We start from the raw sequence: 20,913 nt of genomic DNA on the forward strand, positions 1-20,913 counted from the left end.
TATGGAGTTATTAGTATGTATCAAACAGGTTCCAGATACATCTGAGATTAAGCTGGATCCGGAAACGAATAATCTCATCCGCACAGGTCTGCCTAGTATTGTAAACCCTTATGATATGCATGCGTTAGAGGCAGCTCTTGCGGTAAAAGACCAATATGAAGATAGCCGTGTAACCGTTGTCACTATGGGGCCTCCACAAGCCGAGGCGGCACTGCGCGAGTGTTTATCCCTCGGTGCAGATGATGCGGTGCTCATTACAGATCGTGCTTTTGGCGGTGCTGATACATTGGCGACAAGCTATACAATTGCCTCTGCCATTCGTCATATTCAACGTACCATGAATCGTGAGTTCCAAATCATTTTCTGCGGCAAGCAGGCTATCGATGGTGATACGGCTCAGGTAGGACCTCAAATTGCTGAGGAATTGGGCATGGCGCAAGCTACCTATGCTTGTGAATTATCCGTAGATCAAGCAGCCCAAAAAGCAATTGTGAAACGAGAACATGAAAATGGTTATGAAATTGTGGAAGTTCCTTTGCCTCTATTGGTAACGGCTACGGCTGAACTCAATGAGCCTCGTCAACCCGGTCTTTGGAGCTCGATTTACGCTAAACGGTATACGATTACACATATTACATTGAGAGATATGCCGCATATTGATGAAAGCCGTATTGGTCTCAATGGCTCTCCTACACGTGTGCGCAAGGTATACCAACCACCGCTTCGAGGCAAGGTAGAAATGCTTTCATCCGTGGACGAAGGGGCTAAGAAAATTCTTGAATTGGCTTATAATATCAAGCCAGAAAAGTTTTCTCATCTATTAGTGCCTAGCGAAGAACTGGTTGAAGAGCCTGTAGATACCAATGATGAGGGCGTAGATGTAAAAGATCCTGTGCAGCGGGCTGCCTCTGTTGAAAGTGTATCCTCCAGTGAGTTTAAGATTTTAGCAGCTGTTAAAGGTGAAGAAGGTTCCAAAGGAGGTGATCGATAATGGGAGTGACAAATTTTGATGAATATAGAGACGTCTTTGTCGTAGCTGACACCATCGACGACGTAGTGCATCCGGTTACGTACGAACTTATCGGTCAAGCTCGCCGTATTGCTAAGGAATTGGGCCAACTCGTTCAAGTTATGCTACTTGGTGAGAATGTTCAATCCGAAGCGGAGGAACTTGTGGCACATGGTGCGGATATTGTTCACGTTTTTGAAAGCCCTCTTTTGAAATACTATACAACAGACGGCTATACAAAGGTTTTGACGGACTTCTTTGAAGACCATAAGCCTAATATTCTTTTGATTGGTGCAACAAATAATGGTCGTGACCTAGCACCTCGTATGTCTGGTCGCATGAAAAATGGTGTCGTAGCTGACTGTACCATTTTGACAGTAGATACTGAAGAAGGCCTTGTAGAATGGACACGCCCTGCCTTGGGGGGAAATATTTTAGCTGAAATTATTTCCCCAAATCATCGCCCACAAATGGGTTCTGTCCGTCCTAATGTATTTAAAAAGCCTGAACGCATTGCAGATAGTTGGGGACGCATTCAAATTGAACCATTCGACCTTAAACCTGAAGATATTCGCATGAAGCGTCTTGACTTCATTCCGTTCAGCAAAGCTGGATACAACATTCAAGAAGCGGATATCATCGTAGCGGGCGGTCGTGGCATGGGTTCCAAAGAAAACTTTGATAAGCTTTACGAACTTGCTGATGCTATCGGCGGCGTTGTAGGTGCTACACGTCCTCTCGTTGAAAAAGGTTGGATTGAATTGCCATACCAAGTAGGCCAAACAGGTAAAACTGTAAGCCCTAAACTATACTTGGCATTCGGTATCTCTGGGGCTATTCAACACGTGAGCGGTATCTCTGGGGCTGACACAATCGTGGCTATCAACAACGATCCAAATGCAGAAATCTTTCAACACGCTAACTATGGGATTGTGGGGGATTGCATGGAAGTGTTAAATGATATGTTGGCGCATTTGAAATAAAAGACATAGTATTTGAGCTCTACTTATCAGACTAAATAAGACATAGGGATACCTATCCTCAGCCTTCATGGGTACGCGTGGCGCCCAAGGCGGCTTCGAATAGGTATCCCTATTTATTTCCTAGCTGCGATAGAGCTCAAATATTATCGTATTAAATACAGATACGCCTACATATCATTTTAGAGAAAGTGGAAGGGACAAAGGCGAGCTAAGTCACTTCCGGAACGGTAATCCTTTTTCATTTCTATACGCTTTACCTTCAGATGCGTCAATATGTCATTTTTGGCGTAGGAGAGCGTGGTACGCGTAGTAGCCTAGAGTCCATTACGTATTAAAGTGGTATAATTAGGATATAGATTTAGTTCGGATTGATAAGGAGGTTTTTATGGCTCGTAATGTTTTTGTTACTGGTGCAACGTCTGGTATTGGTCTTTGTATTGCTGAGGCGTATGCAAAGTATGGTGATAATGTTTTGATTTCTGGACGTCGCGCTGAGGTGTTAGCTGAGGTACAGGGTCGTTTGTCTAAGGAATACGGCGTGCGCGTTGAGACTTTGGTTCTTGATGTGCGTAGTCGTGAGGATGTTGAAAGCAAGGTCCCAGCAGCAATTGAGGCTTTTGGTGGCGTTGATGTCCTCGTAAATAACGCAGGCCTTGCACAAGGTTTAGATCCTTTCCAAGATAGTACTGTCGATGATGCGGTGACTATGATCGATACGAATGTGAAAGGTCTTTTATATGTAACAAAAGCCGTACTACCTTATATGATTGATAAAAATGCAGGTCACATTGTGAATATGGGCTCTACTGCTGGTATTTACGCATATCCAGGTGGCGCTGTTTACTGTGCTACAAAGGCGGCTGTTAAGATGTTGAGCGATGGTATTCGCATGGATACGATTGCAACGGATATTAAGGTCACAACCATTCAACCGGGCATCGTAGAGACTCCGTTTAGTGAAGTTCGCTTTCACGGTGATGCGGAAAGAGCTAAAGCTGTCTATGCCGGCATCGATGCGATCCAACCTGAGGATGTGGCGGATGTTGTACTATACGTAACAAACCAACCTAAACGTTTGCAAATTTCTGATGTCACAATCATGGCTAACCAACAAGCAGCTGGGTTTATGGTGCATAAGAAATAAGACATCCTATGATTTAATGTGAAAGCTGAGTAAAGGACTCATATGTTAACTAAGGAGGCAAAGCAAGTGCAATAAAGCCGGATACTCTTATTTATAAAGGAAAGGCATAAAAAATGAAAAAGTATATCGTTGTTACGGGAGCAAGTTCAGGCATAGGAGCAGCTACGGCAAAAGCTTTTGCACGCCGTGGAGAAAATTTGATCGTTATTGCACGTAGAGCAGAATTATTAGAAAATTTGAAAGGCGAGATTGCTAACATTTCGCCTGATTCAGACGTTATTGTAAAACCTTGTGATCTCTCGCGTAGCGAAAACGTTTTAGCGCTTTGGGATGACCTTAAAAGCTATGAGTTAAAGGCACTTATTAATAATGCAGGCTTTGGTGATTTTGGATTCATGGGCAATCATGATATTCAAAAAATGGTAAAAATGATAGATTTAAATGTAACTGCACTTGCGATACTTTCCAGTTTATTCGTGCGAGATTATAAATGTAAACAAACACAGTTGATAAATGTTTCCTCCGTGGGTGGATATTTTTTAGCGCCCGGAGTAGTACCATACTGTGGCACAAAATTTTTTGTAAGTGCCTTCACAGAGGGCTTATATCATGAGCTTGCACAGGATGTAGATGCTAAAATGCAGGCTAAAATCTTAGCGCCTGCTGCTACTAAAAGCGAGTTCTGCGATGTAGCTTCAGGTAAAAGCGGATTTGATTACGATGCTTCATTTGAAAAGTATCATAGCAGTGAACAGACCGCAGATTTTTTGCTCACCCTTTATGATAGCGATGCATGTGTTGGCGAGGTGGATTTAACTAGCTTTGAGTTTAAGCTCAGCGGGCCAAAATTTAATTACCTAGCTGCTGCTAAATAGTAGATAGGGATGGATTATATATAGACATAGATACTTCTTGTTAGCATCTTACTATCCATCTTGAATATATGTTTATATAGTAGCAAATATAGAACTCAGGATTTTATATCAGAAATAATTACTTGAAATTCTCTATCATTTAGGGTATAATTATAAAATAAGTTTTGATAAAGAATATTTTGTAAAATATATTTATATATTATAGTATTCATACTAAATGTGTTGTGTTTGTACAGATGTATTTGTAAGAGAGCGGAGATTATGATTATGTTGAAGAAATTTGTATTGATGGCTGTTGCTTGTGCTTGTGCTTGTGTATGTTCTTATACTGTTGCCGGTGCTCAAGGTACTGTTGATGTAAAACCGAATCAACCTAAATCTGTGGTAGCCGAACATGAAGCGCCAATGGTTGGCATGCCAAGCCCGTTTCATGAGTTTTCTACTGTAGATGAAGCGGCTAAATATATGAACATTACACCTCAAATGCCTAAGGTATTACCTGTAGGTTACAATATTGAATCTGTAAGTACTATTGATAAGGATGTATTGCAAGTGGTTTATGTTTACCAAGCTGGTGAAGATGCTACTCGTAATCAAGCTGCAGGCAAACGCATCGTCCATCGTATAGCCAATGAAATAAAAGAAGATATCAGCGGCGATTATAACGATTTTCGTGTAACAGCTAATGAAAAAGTAAACGGCACAAAGGTTGTTTTCAAAGGCGGTAATAAAATGGTATATCTCATAGGTTGGACAAAAGACGGACAAACTCATGGGATGTATTTTGAACGGCCTGTAACTCGTGACATGGCTAAAGCCATCGTTGCTAATACAGTAGCTCCAAAACAGCATACAAAATAATATAAAAGTCCAGGCCTAATGGGATAGGCATGCGAGCTGTAGTGAAGCACTCGCATGGACACTGTAAGGGTTTTATATGGAACGGCTCCTCATATGAGGGGCCGTTTTTATTGGTATGCAAAACTTTCATAATGATAATGATTCTAAATACCCATATGGGTATATCTATCTAAGTATTACATTGATAGAATATAAATATAGCTATTTTGTGATAAAGAAGGCAGGTGATGTATTGTATCGATTAATACTACAGCGTTTGGCGAGTATTGTAGGTATTTTATTTGTTGTTACCATCGGTACATTTGTATTGATAAAATTATCTCCTATCGACCCCGTGTCGATGAAGTTTAATCTTGTAGGGGCTACACCAGATCCAGTTGTAGTTGCACAGATACGAGAGCAGTTAGGTCTCAATGACCCTTGGTGGCAACAATATATGCGTTGGCTTAGTCAAATTGTGCAAGGAGACTTTGGCGAGTCTATACTTTATGCAGTGCCTGTGGCTACGTTGTTGAAAGGGGCCCTACCAAATACATTGGGGCTCGTATCTTTAGCTCTTGTTATGGGGATAGTGGTGACCATACCGCTCGGTATGTTATCTGCAAAGTATCAAGACTCATGGATTGATCATGGGGTTCGTCTCGTTACATTTCTAGCATTAGCAATCCCTGGGTTCTGGGTCGGTTTATTATTACTGTACTTATTCGGTGTTAAATTACAGCTAGTGTCGGTAACGAATACCAATGGCTTTTCTGCCTATGTATTGCCCGCGGTAACCCTTGCTTTATGGATATGTGGTCTCTACATTCGTCGATTGCGCAATGCTATTTTAGAAGTGTCGCGACAGCCCTTTGTACAGGGGGCGCGAGCATTAGGCCTGCCAGAATGGATGGTCTACACCCGTTACATATTCCCTCATGTGGGACTTATGTTGTTGCCTATGATGGGGGTAACTATGGGCGCTATGCTAGGTGGCTCTGCTGTTATTGAAACGGTGTTCTCCATAAAAGGCATCGGCTACATGATGGTACAAGGCATTATGGCTCGCGATTATGTATTGATGCAAGGTTATATCATCTGGATTACCTTGGTGTTCATCGTAATTAATATCATCATTGATGTATTGAGTGTTTGGCTGAATCCGAAGCGAAGAGCCGCCATAAAAGGAGGCTCTTATGAATAGACAAAAGCCCTATACTTTATACGCCATGTTGGTATTAGCAGCTCTGTGGATCATATTTTTCTTATGTGCTCCCTATATAGCTCCCTTTGATCCTGAAACAACGAGTATCGCGGACCGCTTACAAGACATTAGTAGTACCCATCTATTAGGTACTGACCAACTCGGTCGTGATGTGTGGTCTCGTATTCTGTATGGTGGTAAAGCCTCTTTAGGGATTGCTTTCACCATCATTAGCATTAGTGGGGCCATCGGTATCGCTATTGGTGGGTTAGCAGGATTCTCTACACCTCGCATTGACCGTTGGTTATCTCGCTTGATTGATTTGGTACTAGGGTTCCCGAACATGGTGATTGCCATTGCTTTCATCGGTATTATGGGACCTAGCATAACGAATGTAATCATTTCCTTGTGCATTACGAAATGGGCGGAATATGCCCGTATCACTAGAGGCCTCGTACAGATTGAACGCCACGCGGAGTATATTACCTTTGCTCGTATGTCAGGTGCTTCAAATCTACGAATTCTGTGGCGCTATATTCTGCCGAATGTATTGCCACCGTTGGTGATCGTTATTATCCAACATTTAGGGGACGCCATCATTTTGGTAGCCAGTTTTTCGCTCATTGGCATCGGTGTACAACCGCCGAATCCGGAGTGGGGCGCGATCCTGTTGAGTTCCCGAGATTTTCTACAAACGGCGCCGTGGCTGCTAATTTACCCGGGGCTCGCTATTTTTATTACTGTTGTTTTATTTAATTATATTGGTGATGCGTTGCGCGATGCCCTCGATGTATCTCGTTAACCATGCTGTGTATAGATTTTTTATGGTGAAAGCCTCGACGAGGCAATGTATTTTAAAGGAGATATTATGAAACGTTGGTTGTTAGTATGTTTGTCCATGCTATGCATGGTGGCTCTCTTGGTCGGCTGTGGCAATGATACTGCTAAAGACAGCAAACAAGGGAAGCATATGAATGTTGGTTTGTATTGGTTTGGTGAAACATTAGACCCAACTCACGAGTGGGATGCGTGGACATTGACTCGTATCGGTGCAGGTGAAACCTTAGCCGTTGTTACACCGGATATGAAATTTGCCCCACAATTGGCAGATTCTTGGGAAAATGTAGACCCTACAACATGGAAATTCCACATCCGTGAAAATGTTAAATTCCACAATGGTACACCGATGACGCCTCAAAAGGTAAAAGAGTCCATCGAGTATACGATGAAACAAAGTGCTCGTTCCGCTAAAGCAGTTAAAATCGAGTCCATCACAGTAGATGGTCAAAACTTGATCATTAAAACTACAGAGCCTAATGGTTCCTTGTTATCTAGCTTGACTGAACCTGCTTTCGTTATCATGGATACTGCAGATCTTAAAGATGTAGCATCTAAACCAGTTCTTACAGGCCCTTATAAAATCACTGCTTTCAAAAAAGGTGAAACAATTGAACTTGCAGCCTTCGCAGATTACTGGGGCGGCAAACCAGGTCTTGATTCTGTAACTGTAAAAGACATCGAAGACAACAATAAACGCGCTATGGCGTTGCAATCTAAAGACGTAGACGTAATTCAAAAAGTGGACTCTGCTAACCGCAGCTTGTTCAAAGACGGTTTCAATATTCAAGACGTCGCTGGCGTTCGTGTGTTTATGTTGAAAACAAACCACACAGAAGCGTCTCCATTACATGATAAAGCTGTGCGTTCCGCTATTGCTCATATCATTAACTATGATTCCATGGCAAAAATTATTGGTAACGGCTCCACACCAGGGGCGGCACCATTCCCGCCATCTGCCAACTTAGGCTATGATGCGATTGCTAATAAACCGATGACAGATGTAGCAAAAGCTGACCAAATCTTGACTCAAGCTGGTTACGCTAAGAATGCAAACGGCATGTATGCAAAAGATGGCAAAGAATTAGCGATTACTATTGCTATTTGGGGTAAAGACACAAGCTTATACGAAGAAATCCAACAAGAATTGAAAAAAGCAGGTATTGCTGTAACTCTTAAGAAATTACAAAGCCCTGATGAAGTAGATACACTTGGTACAGATGGTTTCGATTTGGTAGAACGCAATGTAGTGACTATGTCTACAAACGATCCTTACTGGTTCCTCAGCTTATTCTACAAAACTGGTGCGAAAGCAAACGTTGGTGGCTACTCTAACCCTCAAGTAGATGCGTTAATCGACCAATTGTCAGTAACATTTGATCAAAACGAACGCTCTAATATTGCAAAACAAGCGCAACAAATCTTAGTTGATGACGTAGCAGATATCTATTTGTTGTATCCAAGTGCAACGGTTGTATCCACTACAAAAGTTAAAAATGTACCAGTACATCCAATCGATTACTACTTATTAACAAAGGATTCTACTATTGAATAAATCTGATTGTATCGTATTTGACAAGGTTACAATTTCATACGGTGCGGAGCAAGCGGTGCGCGATGTATCCTTCTCCGTACCCAATGGTGAGGTCTTTGCCATCGTTGGTGAAAGTGGCTCTGGTAAATCTACGTTAGTCCGTGCCGCTTTTGGCATGTTGAAACAAGCTAACATTAGCGGCCAAATTTTGCTAAACGGCACCGATGTTTCCACATTGAGTGATGGTGATTGGCGACAATTGCGGGGCACGAAGATTTCTATGATCTTTCAAAATCCCAGTGCCTATCTAAATCCAAATCGAACCGTAGAAAATCACTTCAAAGATTTATTCCGTGCTCATGGTGAAAGCTATGATGTAAGCCGCGTTATAGATATGCTTAATCTTGTTCACTTAACTGACGGAGAGCGTATCTTGCAGTCCTATCCGTTTCAATTGAGCGGTGGTATGCAACAACGGTTAGCAATAGCCTTGAGCCTCATCTTGAAGCCTGGTATCGTATTTGCTGACGAACCGACTAGTGCCTTAGATATGCTTGTGCAAGCCTCTGTATTGGACCTTATGAAAGAGGTAACGCAGGCCCTTGGAGCAACGGTGATTATCGTAACTCATAATATCAAGGCGGCGGCGCGCATTGCCAATAGCATCGGTGTTATGAATAAGGGGCAACTCGTTGAAGTGGGATCCACTGAAGAGGTCATGGCCCAGCCAAAGGATGAGTATACTCGCATCTTGTTAGATTCCGTAATGAAAGTGGTGTAGTATGATTCAACTCGAGAATATATGTAAACAATATACGAACCACAATCATACGGTTTACGCCGTTGATAACGTATCCTTTTCTGTAGCGGAGAATGAACGGGTAGGTATTGCTGGTGGTAGCGGTTCTGGTAAAAGTACATTGCTTAGGATGATTGCCATGCTAGAAAAACCTACATCTGGCACCTTGCGACTCTTTGGTGAGGACATCCATTCTATTCAAAATCATACAGAAATATATCGCTCTATGCAGATGATGTTCCAAAATCCCTTGGCGGTGATTCCACCGAGAATGAACTTAGAAGCATTTCTCTTAGAGCCATATATCAACTATAGGCTTATGGATATAACCGCTGCAAAGGAAGATATCCGTAAATGGATTCAACATGTAGATCTACCTGAAACGATTGTTCAGAAATATCCTCATGAAGTAAGTGGTGGTCAGCTGCAACGGTTAGTACTGGCAAGGATTATGTTGATGCATCCAAAACTAGTACTCTTTGACGAACCTACATCAGCCCTTGATGCGGTGAATCAAAAGTTGGTACTAGATTTATTACAAAAACTCCATAGGGAACAACCCTTTGGCTACGTATTCGTCAGCCATGATATTGGACTTTTACAAGCCGTAACAGACCGAATCATCGTTATGAAAGATGGACAAATCGTAGAAACTATCGAATCAAAACGACTTAAAGAAGCGGTACACCCATATACAAAAGCGCTTGTCAGTGCTGGAGAATAAAGAAGGCCCCTGTTATACAGGGGCTTTTTTATACGTATAATCAATAAATTATACGATTTTAACTATAAGTAAAATTATAATAGTATATTATGGTATGATATTTTATGAATAAAAGGAGGTATATATGAGTGGGAGTATTATGGCATTGATAAATTTAGTTAGAAAACGATTTGATTTATTTACAAAGATTTTTGTTTTACTTTTTTTGTTATGTTTGTTTGCTGATTACTTATATGCTTATTATGGAGTAAATATATTAGATTTTGAATCTATATTACCTCAAATAGTAAAAGTATTGCTAAAAAAAGTTGAGTTTATTCTTTATTGGCTAATCCCTTTTGTATGTAGCATACCAGGAATATTATTTTTGATACTACTTATAGCTTATATCCTAGAAGTTATAATAAAGCAATTAGATAAAAAAGAATACTTCATGAAATTATCTGAAGATTTTTATAAGTTGTTAAGCCATATGGAGTCATACTGTCAATTTATAAGTAATCAAAGTTTTGACTTATTACAATTATCAATAGTCTATATTCCTTTTATTGGAGGCGTATATTATATTCTTGCGATGTTTAATCATATAGGTGTTTTAATTTCTCCGGATTGGTATACTTCATCATTTGAAATCATCAATCCTATAAAGCACTTTATTTCTCTTAGCTGTTTACTTCCTAATATGACACATAAAGAATGGATTGAATTAGTATTCGTATTTAGTCGGAGCTTTATTTACGGATACTGTATATATTGGTTTTATATTAGTTTATATATCTATATAAAAAAAGAACGTGAACTATTAAGAAAACGGAGTATAAGAGAGGAATAGCTGCTTGTGAATTAGAATTTTTTAGAACCGATGATAAATACATATTGTGAGATAAAGTATTTTGTAGAATATGTAAGTTAGTAGGTCAAATTAGTTATATAAAGGAATTATATTTAGTTCATCTACAAACACTAAAAGGAGATATTTTATGAATACCTTAGGGCGTTTTTATGATGCATTAAAGATTGCATTAGATATGTTGTTTTATAAAGATCAATACTTAATATTTAATGAAACTGATAATCATGTAAGTGAGTTGTCCATTTCACATAAGATTGGGCACTATTTATCATTATGTATAGATGAGTATGATGTAGACTGTGAATATAACCGGGATTTAGCTGATTCTAAAAAGAATAAGGCTAATGAGTTGATAAGGCCAGATATTATAGTGCATAGACGTGGATGTAATAGTAGCAATTTTGTCGTTATAGAAGTAAAACCTTGGTGGAATGATAATGCGGAGGAGGATATCAAAAAATTAGCTGAAATGACAGAAGAAAATGGAAGGTTTGAATATGATTATGGGTGTAGTATAATTATCACAAAAAATAGATACGATGTTACTGCAACCATATTATCTAAGGGGGATATTATAGAACGTAATATCAAGATATAACTCAAATAATATAAATAAAAATAGTTCCCTTAGGAGCTATTTTTATTTATATAAACTATTCAATTTCCGCTTTCAAATCAATTATATTTTTAGCTGCTACGCAGCTAGGGCAGTCACAGAATTCTGCGCCTTCTGCTTTGATGTCTTTAGCGTGTTGTAATAGGTTAGCTGCACCTTCTTCGCCAAGGATTTGTGTAGCGAGTTCAGAGCCTGCAAAGCCGATTGTTTCGTCGATAAGCGCAATATTTTGTTCTGCTACGGGTACGAGTTGTTTCGTGAGTTCTTCTTGCTTAGGAGTACCTTCTGCATCAATCCAAGACTGAGCGAATTCTTTTACTTTAGGATTGCTTTGTGGTGCATCTAATAATGCTTGAACTAGTTGTGTTAATTGTGTATGTGTCATGATTATTTCCTCCATATAATTACTAACTATAGTTTTGGAATAGTGCATTTAGTATCATATGAGCACCTGTTCCTTTTGTTGAGTTCATTATAGCACCAACAATAATTTTGAATAGTAGAATGATTTGCGATAGATACTATCAAATGTGATAGATTTGTGATGATAACTGATTTAAATTTTAGTGATATAATTAACTTACCATATGTAGTTTGTTTACAGGGGAATGTATCATGAAAAAGGTTGTATGTGTGTTAGCTACGTTAGCTTTTATAGGTTCTATTAATCTTGTGTCCGCAGATGATTTGACGAGATTCCGTCTTAATGGTAATTCGATTTATGACCAGCCTTATGGGGATCGTAATGAGTTTCCTTGTCCAGATAGACTTGGAAGTTGCAGCATGACTGATGAGGATTATAGAAGTACTCGTAAAGGTCAATCGCTAGAGGTGTTTGATACCATATATGAAGCTAAGCAACATTTGAACTTTAAACCGCAGTTGCCAAATGGCGTAGAAGGGTTACATGCTATACATGTGGCTGTTGTAGATCATGATGTACTACAAGTGGTGTATGCTTATCATGAGCTTTTAAAAGGAAAATACTTTGACCGTGTAGATGATATGCCAAAGTATATTAAATATCGCGTATCTGCAGTATCTGGTAATATTGCAGGTGATTATAAGGATTACGTGCCTCAGAAAACAGAGGTTGTAAATGGCATGACCGTGACCTATAGAATGGTAGATGACTCTGTTTACTTAACATCTTGGGAACATGAAGGACAAAATCATGTGTTCTTATTTAATGAGCCAGTTTCTGTTGAGCGGGCTAGGGAAATGATTAACAGTGTAAAATATTGAAAAAACACTAAAGGTGTAGTATATTATAGGTAGGCAATTGATAGTTGTGCAATTAACTACAAAATCCCCCGGAGCGGCAACTCCGAGGGATTTTTTACATTATTACGCTAATGTTAGAGCGTTGGGCTAGTTGCTAAATAAAAGGGCTAGGAAAGCGTCTAACCACTTGCAAATGTAGTAGGCGATTACATTTACCATGACGGCTAGCCAAAATTGATAGTTGTTGTGCAATAACTACACCCCCTTTCTGTTGCCAGATTAGGGTTAGCAACACTTATAGTATAGCAAAATACTCTTTACACAAATAGCGATATACAGTCCTCTTTGTTGTGATTGATATTAAAAATAATGGAGTTTATATGAACGCAGAAAATTATAAGATTTCAAAGCTACCATATATAGAAAATGGTAGTAATGAAATTATGGAAAAGTACCAAATACGCACGCAATATGAAACGGAACCACCTCATGGGGATGCTATATACTCTATTGCTATAAAAAATAAGGTATTGCCATTTTGGATTTATGGTAGAGATGTTACTTTCATAGGTAGTAGCATGGTTATGGTGGAATCTGTACAATGTAAAACGTGGGATCCCATAGAAACTATCATTATTGATTTAGAGAATGAAGTGTATGCTAATTTAAGGGAATGGTATACAGATATTTCATTTGTTAGTGAACGCATTGAGCTAACGAACCAAGTGGTAAAGAAGAAGAAACTCATTATGAATGATTTTGATAGTTTAGAGTGGACTAACTACTAACGATGAGCTTTATGAAATCATATTCATTTTATTTTAATTGACATAAGTCTATAGAATACAGTACAATACCCTTATATCTTAAATCAAGCGATGAACGGGTATAAAGGTTTACAAATCCTGCTTTCAGAGAGTTGCCGGCTGGTGCGAGGCAATAGAGGTTGTACGCTGACACTCTCCCGTGAGCTTCGGTGGCGAACGTCAGTAGTCATCGACGGTGGTTCCGTTATACCCGAAACGAGTCCCAATTAGGGTGGTACCGTGTTATGAATATAACGCCCCTTTGAGCAACGACGGTTGTTCTGAGGGGCTTTTTTATTTGTGAAAGTCTAGTAAATCACTGATTATACATAGTGTCGACATTGGCGATGTTACAAACTTTCACTATGGATAGATATAATAAAGTATTATGTTTTATGAGGATAGAAAAGGTGGCTATTATGGAACAGAATCGCGTATATTTCTTCGATACAACCCTTCGTGATGGGGAACAAACACCAGGTGTATCTTTACAAACTCCTGAAAAAATTGAAATTGCGAAAGGCCTAGTACGCCTCGGCATCGACGTAATCGAGGCTGGCTTCCCAGCTGCATCCCCTGGAGATTTTGAAGCGGTACAAACGATTGCTCGCGAGGTTAAAGGCACAACTATTTGTGGCTTGGCCCGTGCCAACGAAAAGGATGTGCAAAAGGTGGCTGATGCGTTGAAAGATGCAGAGCGCAGCCGCTTGCATGTGTTTATCGCTACATCCGAAATCCACATGAAATATAAATTGAAAATGACTCGTCAAGATGTATTGGATCGCGTTAAATCTATCTTGGAATTTGCAAAAGGCAAATTTGATGAAATCGAGTTCTCCGGTGAAGATGCGGCTCGTACAGACTTAGATTTCTTGTGTGAAGTATTCGGCGTGGCTATCGCTGGTGGCGCTACAATTATTAATGTGCCAGATACCGTGGGGTACATGAACCCTAACGAATTTGGTGACAAAATCCGTTATATTAAAGAACATACACCAGGTATTGAAAATGCCATCATCTCTGTTCACTGCCATGACGACTTAGGCCTTGCCAATGCGAATACGTTAGCTGCTATTAAAGCAGGTGCACGTCAAGTAGAAGGCACAATTAATGGTCTAGGTGAACGTGCAGGTAATGTAGCAATTGAAGAGGTTGTTATGGCTCTTAAAACACGCCATGATTATTTCGACGACCTTCAAGTGAATATTGATACAAAACAATTTACGAAAGTATCTAAACTTGTGAGCCGTTTAACAGGTGTTGTAGTTCCTCCAAATAAACCAATCGTAGGCTCTAATGCCTTTGCTCATGAGTCTGGTATTCACCAACATGGGATGATGAGCAACCCTGAAACGTATGAAATCATGACGCCTGAGTCCGTAGGTGCTGAAAAAACAGACCTCGTATTGGGTAAACACTCTGGCCGTCATGCCTTTGCCGATCATTTGGCAAAACTTGGATTCCAATCTTTCACAGAAGAGAAAATCAATGATCTCTTCGGTAAATTCAAAGAATTGGCGGATCGTAAAAAACAAGTATACGATGATGATATCGTAGCCCTTGTAGTAGATAACTTACATCACAAAAAAGCATTCGAACTCGTGGCTCAATACTACAAATTGGGCGAAAAAGGCTATGCCTATGCTGACGTTCGTCTCATGACTCCAGAAGGTGAAAAAGCCGATGCAGCCGTTGGTGATGGCCCAGTAGACGCATCCCTTAAAGCGGTTGAACGTGTGGTTGGCTTGCCAATTAGTTTGAAAGATTACCAAATCCGCGCTATAACAGCGGGTAAAGATGCCCTTGGGGAAGCAACTCTCAAGGTAGAATATAACGGTCGCTTGTACCATGGTCGTGGTATCAGCACCGATATCGTTAAATCAAGTGTAAATGCATATATTAATGCAGTAAACTCAGTATTCCTAGCTATGGAGCTAGAACAACAGGAGGAAGAATAATATGGGTATGACCATTACTGAAAAGAATATGGCTCGTCACGCGGGTCTTGATGTTGTAAAGCCAGGACAAATCATCGAGTGTCATTTGGATGCGGTATTGATGAACGACATCACATTCCCACCGGCTCGCAAAGAGTTTTTAAAAATTGGCAAACCTGTATTTGATCGTCATAAAATCTACTTGGTGCCTGACCACTTTACGCCAAATAAAGATATTCAATCCGCTACACAAGCGAAAGTAATGCGCGATTTCGTACGCGAACATGGCATTACGAACTACTTTGAAGTTGGTCGTATGGGTATTGAGCACGTTATTTTGCCAGAAAAAGGGCTTATCGGTCCTGGTGAAATGATGATCGGCGCTGACTCCCATACTTGTACATATGGTGCGGTGAATGCGTTTTCCACAGGCGTAGGCTCCACTGATGCAGGTGTTGCTATGGCAGAAGGTAAAACTTGGTTCAAAGTGCCTGAAACTATCAAGGTTGAACTTATCGGCAAACCTAACAAATGGGTAACGGGTAAAGATGTAATCCTTGACTTGATTGGCCAAATCGGCGTAGATGGCGCTCGTTATATGGCTCTTGAATTCGCCGGCGATGGCGTACAGCATATGACTATGGCTGACCGTCTTACAATTTGTAATATGGCTATCGAAGCGGGCGGTAAATGTGGCGTATTCCCTTACGATGCAATTACTGAAGAATACATCAAAGGTCGCGTAAATCGCTCTGTTGAGCCAATCACTCCAGATTCTGATGCAGTATATGCCCAAACTATTACAATCGATTTGTCCAAATTGCAGCCAGTTGTAGCATTCCCTCATTTGCCATCCAATACGCATTACATCAACGAAATCGACAAGGATATTAAAATCGATCAAGTTATCATCGGTTCTTGTACAAATGGCCGTTATGAAGACTTGGTAGCAGCTGCGGAAATCTTCAAAGGTCGCAAGGTGGCTCCATTCGTTCGTTGTATCGTAATCCCTGGGTCCCAAGATGTATACGACCAAGCTATGAAAGATGGTTTGTTAGACATCTTCATTCAAGCTGATTGCGCTGTGTCCACGCCTACATGTGGTCCTTGTCTAGGCGGTTATATGGGTATCATGGCTGCAGGGGAGCGCACCGTCTCCACAACAAACCGTAACTTCCGTGGTCGTATGGGGCACGTTGATTCTGAGGTATATTTGGCAAGCCCTTATGTGGCGGCAGCAAGTGCTGTATTAGGCCGCATTGCAGGCCCTGAGGAGGTTTAATATGGATTTTGAAAGCAAGAAAATCTGGCGCTACGGCGACGATGTAGATACAGACGTAATCATTCCGGCTCGTTACTTGGCGATTGCTGATTGGAACGAATTGGCTGAACATGCGATGGAAGATATTGATACAACATTTGCTCCTAATGTGAAAGCCGGCGAAATCATGGTAGCTGGTAAAAACTTTGGTTGTGGTTCTTCTCGTGAACATGCACCGGGCGTTATTAAAGCCAAAGGCGTGCCTGTTATCATAGCACACTCCTTTGCACGTATCTTCTTCCGTAATGCTATCAACATCGGTTTACCAGTTGTGGAAATCGGTGAACAAGTTGATCGTATCGATGCAGGCGATGCTATAGGCGTAGACTTGTCTAAAGGTATCGTGTACAACTTGACGAAAAATGAACAATACCAAGGTACTGAATTGCCACAATTCATTCAAGACATTGCGGCAGCAGGCGGTCTTGTGAATTTTGCGAAAAACCGCAAGTAAGCATTTGTTATATGGAGAGGTAAGATGAGCGAAAAGAATATTGTATTGATTCCTGGTGATGGTATCGGTACTGAGATTATTACAGCAGCGAAGGCTGTGTGCGATGTGGCTTTTGAGAAAGTCAGTGTAAAGGTTAATTGGATCGATAAAAAAGCGGGCGGTGCGTCTATTGATGCATACGGCGTGCCTTTGACTGAGGATACTATCGAGGCTTGTAAAAATGCTGATGCTGTATTGCTTGGTGCTGTAGGCGGTCCTAAATGGGATAATGTAGATCCGTCTATCCGTCCTGAAAAGGCAATCCTAGGTCTTCGCAAGGAGCTTGGTTTGTTCTGTAACTTGCGTCCTGTAAAAATTTATCCATCTTTACAAGAGTATTCTCCGCTTAAAAAGGAGCTCGTACAAGATGTAGATTTCGTCATCGTTCGTGAGTTAACTGGCGGTATTTATTTCGGTGAACGTGAAGAGGCACAAGGCGAAGGTGCTAATGAGTTCGCTTGGGATAAAGAAACATACAGCCGTTATGAAGTAGAACGCATCATGGATATCGCTATGGAAACAGCTCGTAAACGTAACAAAAAGGTCGTATCTGTCGATAAAGCAAACGTATTGGCGTCTTCTCGTTTGTGGCGTAAAATCGCGCAAGAGAAAGCGGCTGCTAATCCAGATATTGCAATAGATTACTTCTATGTAGATAACACAGCGATGCAACTCGTTGTAAATCCTGCTCAGTTTGATGTTATCGTTACTACAAACTTGTTTGGCGATATCTTGTCCGATGAAGGCGCTGTTATCTCCGGTTCCATCGGGCTTTTACCATCTGCATCCATGGGTACAGGCACAGCATTGTATGAGCCAATCCACGGTTCCGCACCAGACATCATGGGCAAAAACTTAGCAAACCCGTTGGGCACAATCTTGTCCGCCGCTATGATGTGCCGTCACTCCCTTGATTTACCTCAAGTGGCTGATGCTATTGAACGTGCTGTGGAACAAGTGCTCGTTGATGGTTACCGTACAGGAGATATCTACCGCGAAGGCTTAAAACGAGTTGGTACCACAGAAATGGCACAAGCCGTAATTGAACGTTTATAAAAGCAATGAATTAAGATTCCTCAAATTTATTAACGTGAGTTACGTCATTTTCAAAATCGTATCATAAGTGTTAAAATACAGATATTATAATATATTTGTCTAATTAAATAAGAGAGGGTTGTAAGGCCCTCTCTTTTTTGTGGGACACCTAGCGGTATGTGTAGTTGCTCTTCATATATTAGAGTGCTATATTAGTAGATGTGTGGGAAGATAGTCCTTAAGGAGGCCTTTATGAATTCTTCGATGTATCGAAATTTAACCATTACTGCTTTATTGATGGCATTAGCCATTATGATTCCTATTGTGATGCCTTTGAAAGTTGTGATTCCACCGGCATCGTATACATTGGCGAGTCATGTTCCTATATTCCTGGCCATGTTCTTATCTCGTAAGATGGCAGCTTGTGTTGTCATAGGTTCTACGCTCGGCTTCTTTGTAGCAGGCTTCCCACTTGTTATCGTTATGCGTGCTGCATCTCATATCATCTTTGCCTTGATGGGGGCTTACTATATTAAACATCATCCAGGCGTATTAACAGGGGCTCTATCCTTTGTGGCGTTTAACCTTGCTTGTGCTATCGTTCACGCTATTGGTGAGGTACTAGCATGCCTATTGTTCTATACTACAACTACGATGCCAAACATTGATCTCATCTACGTTGTATTTGTTCTTGTAGGTGGCGGCACCATCGTTCATAGCTTGGTTGATGGATATATTGCATTATATATCTATAAAGCTATCCCTGGACTATCTAAATCAGGTAATAAATAAATCATCCCTTATAATTACATATACTCGTAACCACTCATGGGAAATCGATGTGTACTAATGTACGGCATGTGATTACTATGAGTGGTTTTTATAATAATTCTCAAATCTGTACCTACAGATACAGACTTAGTTAAGTGATATCCATATAATAGAACTATAGTTAATGACCGATTTGTGTTGTATCTATTGATACAACATGGGGCCATATATTGGGTAATACCGGTGAAAGTTGCTTCTCTCATCTGTGGGTCTTTATAGACTCATTAAAAGGTATGAGGTGAGTATATTTACTTTCACAGAACATGGAGGTTATTATGAGAAAGCACATTAAAAACAACGTATCATGGGTTGGTAAAATCGACTGGGAATTGCAAGAGTTTCACGGTTCTGATTACACCATTAATAATGGCTCTAGCCAAAATGCCTACTTGATTGAAGAGGAGAAGACTGTCCTCATCGATACTGTGTGGAAACCTCATTCCTCCGATTTCATCGATAACTTGGAATCGGAAATCGATTTGAATACGATTGATTTCATCGTATGTAACCACGGCGAAGTGGATCACAGTGGTTCCTTGCCTGCATTGATGGAAAAAATTCCTAATACGCCTATTTATTGTACAGAGAATGCTGTTAAGTCCTTGGTTGGACAATATCATCACCCTGAATGGAATTTTAAAACTGTTAAAACAGGGGATTCCGTAGATATTGGGAATGGTAAATCCTTGGTGTTTGTGGAAATGCGCATGCTCCACTGGCCTGATTCCATGGCGACTTATATGACAGGGGATAATATCTTGTTCTCCAACGATGCATTTGGTCAACATTTCGCTGTAGAAGAATTGTGGGCAGATAAGGCCGATCAATGCCGTCTATGGGAAGAGGCAATGAAGTATTACGCGAATATCTTGAATCCGTTCTCTCCATTGGTAAAAGCTAAAGTTGAAGAAATTCAAAAGCTTAATTTGCCAATCGATATCATCGCTACGAGTCATGGAGCGATTTGGCGTGAAAATCCAATGCAAATCGTAGAAAAATACTATGAATGGTCGCAAGCGTACCAAGAAGATCAAATCACAATTGTATACGACACTATGTGGGATGGCACCAAGAAGTTGGCACATAAGATTGCTGAAGAAATTGCGAAACAGTCGCCTGATACACGTGTTAAGATTTTCAATATTAGTAAAACCAATAAAAATGACATCATGACGGAAGTTTTTAAGTCAAAAGCCATTGCTGTAGGTTCCCCAACGGTGGGGAACAGCGTATTATCTGCCGTAGCTGGTTGGCTCGACTTCTTGCGTGAGTTAAAATTCAAAAATAAAAAAGCTGCTGTATTCGGTACCTATGGATGGTCTGGTGAATCTACAAAGGTACTTCGTGAAGAGTTAACTAAATATGGTTTCTCCGTAGTAGAACCTGAAATCAAATGTAACTGGAACCCAGAAGATTCTGATCTAAATAAAGCAGAAGAACTTGTAAGTGCATTATTAGCATAAACATATATATTAAATGAAGAAAGTCCTTTATTTTCTTGAAAAATAGGGGGCTTTTTTTATTTTGTTAGAACGTATACATAAAACATTGGATAATTTAAGGCGTATTTAGTAGTTTTATTCTCACTTCGTTCTCATTGACGGTTTGTTTAATATTGATAAGAAATGATATCTACTGCTGTTGCACAAATATAAAATTATAATAAAATGATGAAGTTGTGCATCAATATACACAATCGTTTAATTCACCAATAATTCATGAATTAAGTATGAATGAGGTTTGGTGGGCATTGATAGTATATCTGGTGTACTTATAAGGTGATTATTTATTTATAAGTTATACAATTCGTTAGATGAAAAATGTTTACAAAGTTGAGAAAAATTTAAC

At 40.1% G+C, this 20,913-nt stretch carries 21 protein-coding genes and 1 other annotated feature; of the genes, 20 read left to right on the plus strand and 1 reads right to left on the minus strand.

All coding sequences use genetic code 11. From position 1 onward, the window contains the following. The first annotated feature begins 1 nt into the window (after position 1). The 12 genes from DWV85_RS06030 (at position 2) to DWV85_RS06085 (ending at position 11,400) form a co-directional block, all read left to right on the plus strand. Positions 2-991: an electron transfer flavoprotein subunit beta/FixA family protein gene (locus tag DWV85_RS06030; protein WP_123138305.1), complete on the plus strand. Its 990-nt coding sequence runs from the start codon at positions 2-4 to the stop codon at positions 989-991. Further along, a complete protein-coding gene (locus DWV85_RS06035; RefSeq protein WP_024061032.1) occupies positions 991-1,992 on the plus strand; it encodes an electron transfer flavoprotein subunit alpha/FixB family protein in 1,002 nt (333 codons plus the stop codon). Before DWV85_RS06030 ends, DWV85_RS06035 begins: the two co-directional genes overlap by 1 nt. Before the next feature lie 385 nt (positions 1,993-2,377). Then, entirely contained in the window at positions 2,378-3,136 is a 759-nt protein-coding gene (locus DWV85_RS06040) for an SDR family NAD(P)-dependent oxidoreductase (RefSeq protein WP_123138306.1), read from the plus strand. A gap of 113 nt (positions 3,137-3,249) precedes the next feature. Continuing rightward, positions 3,250-4,011, plus strand: coding sequence for an SDR family NAD(P)-dependent oxidoreductase (locus tag DWV85_RS06045; RefSeq protein ID WP_118091135.1), 762 nt, complete (start codon positions 3,250-3,252; stop codon positions 4,009-4,011). A gap of 267 nt (positions 4,012-4,278) precedes the next feature. After that, entirely contained in the window at positions 4,279-4,872 is a 594-nt protein-coding gene (locus tag DWV85_RS06050; protein WP_123138485.1) for a hypothetical protein, read from the plus strand. Positions 4,873-5,104: 232 nt separating this feature from the next. Continuing rightward, the gene (locus DWV85_RS06055; protein ID WP_042986596.1) at positions 5,105-6,055 is read left to right on the plus strand and encodes an ABC transporter permease; all 951 of its coding nucleotides are present in this window, start codon (positions 5,105-5,107) and stop codon (positions 6,053-6,055) included. Next, the gene (locus DWV85_RS06060; protein ID WP_123138307.1) at positions 6,048-6,857 is read left to right on the plus strand and encodes an ABC transporter permease; all 810 of its coding nucleotides are present in this window, start codon (positions 6,048-6,050) and stop codon (positions 6,855-6,857) included. The genes DWV85_RS06055 and DWV85_RS06060 overlap by 8 nt, the downstream gene beginning before the upstream one ends. Positions 6,858-6,923: 66 nt before the next feature. After that, entirely contained in the window at positions 6,924-8,447 is a 1,524-nt protein-coding gene (locus tag DWV85_RS06065) for an ABC transporter substrate-binding protein (RefSeq protein ID WP_123138308.1), read from the plus strand. Beyond that, positions 8,440-9,207 carry an ABC transporter ATP-binding protein gene (locus DWV85_RS06070; protein WP_123138309.1) on the plus strand — a complete coding sequence of 256 codons (768 nt, stop codon included), beginning with the start codon at positions 8,440-8,442 and terminating at the stop codon, positions 9,205-9,207. The genes DWV85_RS06065 and DWV85_RS06070 overlap by 8 nt, the downstream gene beginning before the upstream one ends. Before the next feature lies 1 nt (position 9,208). Then, on the plus strand, positions 9,209-9,949 hold the full coding sequence (locus DWV85_RS06075) for a dipeptide/oligopeptide/nickel ABC transporter ATP-binding protein (RefSeq protein ID WP_060918905.1): 741 nt from the start codon (positions 9,209-9,211) through the stop codon (positions 9,947-9,949). Between the two features lie 124 nt (positions 9,950-10,073). Then, positions 10,074-10,781 (plus strand): hypothetical protein, encoded by a 708-nt coding sequence (locus DWV85_RS06080; RefSeq protein ID WP_123138310.1) that lies wholly within the window; start codon positions 10,074-10,076, stop codon positions 10,779-10,781. Between the two features lie 148 nt (positions 10,782-10,929). Further along, entirely contained in the window at positions 10,930-11,400 is a 471-nt protein-coding gene (locus DWV85_RS06085) for a hypothetical protein (RefSeq protein ID WP_012863696.1), read from the plus strand. Positions 11,401-11,455: 55 nt separating this feature from the next. Here the strand turns inward: DWV85_RS06085 and DWV85_RS06090 are convergent, their stop codons facing one another. Beyond that, positions 11,456-11,803 (minus strand): hypothetical protein, encoded by a 348-nt coding sequence (locus tag DWV85_RS06090; RefSeq protein ID WP_012863697.1) that lies wholly within the window; start codon positions 11,801-11,803, stop codon positions 11,456-11,458. Between the two features lie 230 nt (positions 11,804-12,033). Between DWV85_RS06090 and DWV85_RS06095 the strand changes: the two genes are divergently transcribed. The 8 genes from DWV85_RS06095 (at position 12,034) to DWV85_RS06130 (ending at position 20,528) form a co-directional block, all read left to right on the plus strand. Beyond that, positions 12,034-12,663, plus strand: coding sequence for a hypothetical protein (locus DWV85_RS06095; protein ID WP_012863698.1), 630 nt, complete (start codon positions 12,034-12,036; stop codon positions 12,661-12,663). Positions 12,664-13,022: 359 nt separating this feature from the next. Beyond that, a complete protein-coding gene (locus DWV85_RS06100) occupies positions 13,023-13,430 on the plus strand; it encodes a hypothetical protein (RefSeq protein WP_012863699.1) in 408 nt (135 codons plus the stop codon). Positions 13,431-13,511: 81 nt separating this feature from the next. After that, positions 13,512-13,713: a binding site (T-box leader), on the plus strand. 154 nt (positions 13,714-13,867) lie between these two features. Next, the gene (locus DWV85_RS06105; RefSeq protein WP_123138311.1) at positions 13,868-15,406 is read left to right on the plus strand and encodes a 2-isopropylmalate synthase; all 1,539 of its coding nucleotides are present in this window, start codon (positions 13,868-13,870) and stop codon (positions 15,404-15,406) included. 1 nt (position 15,407) lies between these two features. Continuing rightward, a complete protein-coding gene (leuC, locus tag DWV85_RS06110; protein WP_060919242.1) occupies positions 15,408-16,667 on the plus strand; it encodes a 3-isopropylmalate dehydratase large subunit in 1,260 nt (419 codons plus the stop codon). Position 16,668: 1 nt separating this feature from the next. Then, positions 16,669-17,160 carry a 3-isopropylmalate dehydratase small subunit gene (locus DWV85_RS06115; RefSeq protein WP_004694284.1) on the plus strand — a complete coding sequence of 164 codons (492 nt, stop codon included), beginning with the start codon at positions 16,669-16,671 and terminating at the stop codon, positions 17,158-17,160. Between the two features lie 24 nt (positions 17,161-17,184). Next, the gene (leuB, locus tag DWV85_RS06120; protein ID WP_060919243.1) at positions 17,185-18,255 is read left to right on the plus strand and encodes a 3-isopropylmalate dehydrogenase; all 1,071 of its coding nucleotides are present in this window, start codon (positions 17,185-17,187) and stop codon (positions 18,253-18,255) included. Between the two features lie 231 nt (positions 18,256-18,486). After that, positions 18,487-19,026, plus strand: a complete 540-nt coding sequence (locus DWV85_RS06125) for a hypothetical protein (protein ID WP_012863703.1) — start codon at positions 18,487-18,489, stop codon at positions 19,024-19,026. 314 nt (positions 19,027-19,340) lie between these two features. Next, positions 19,341-20,528, plus strand: a complete 1,188-nt coding sequence (locus DWV85_RS06130; RefSeq protein WP_060919244.1) for a flavodoxin domain-containing protein — start codon at positions 19,341-19,343, stop codon at positions 20,526-20,528. Positions 20,529-20,913 lie beyond the last annotated feature (385 nt).

Source organism: Veillonella sp. AF13-2 (assembly GCF_003603295.1).
In the GTDB taxonomy this organism is placed as follows: Bacteria; Bacillota; Negativicutes; order Veillonellales; family Veillonellaceae; genus Veillonella; species Veillonella parvula_E.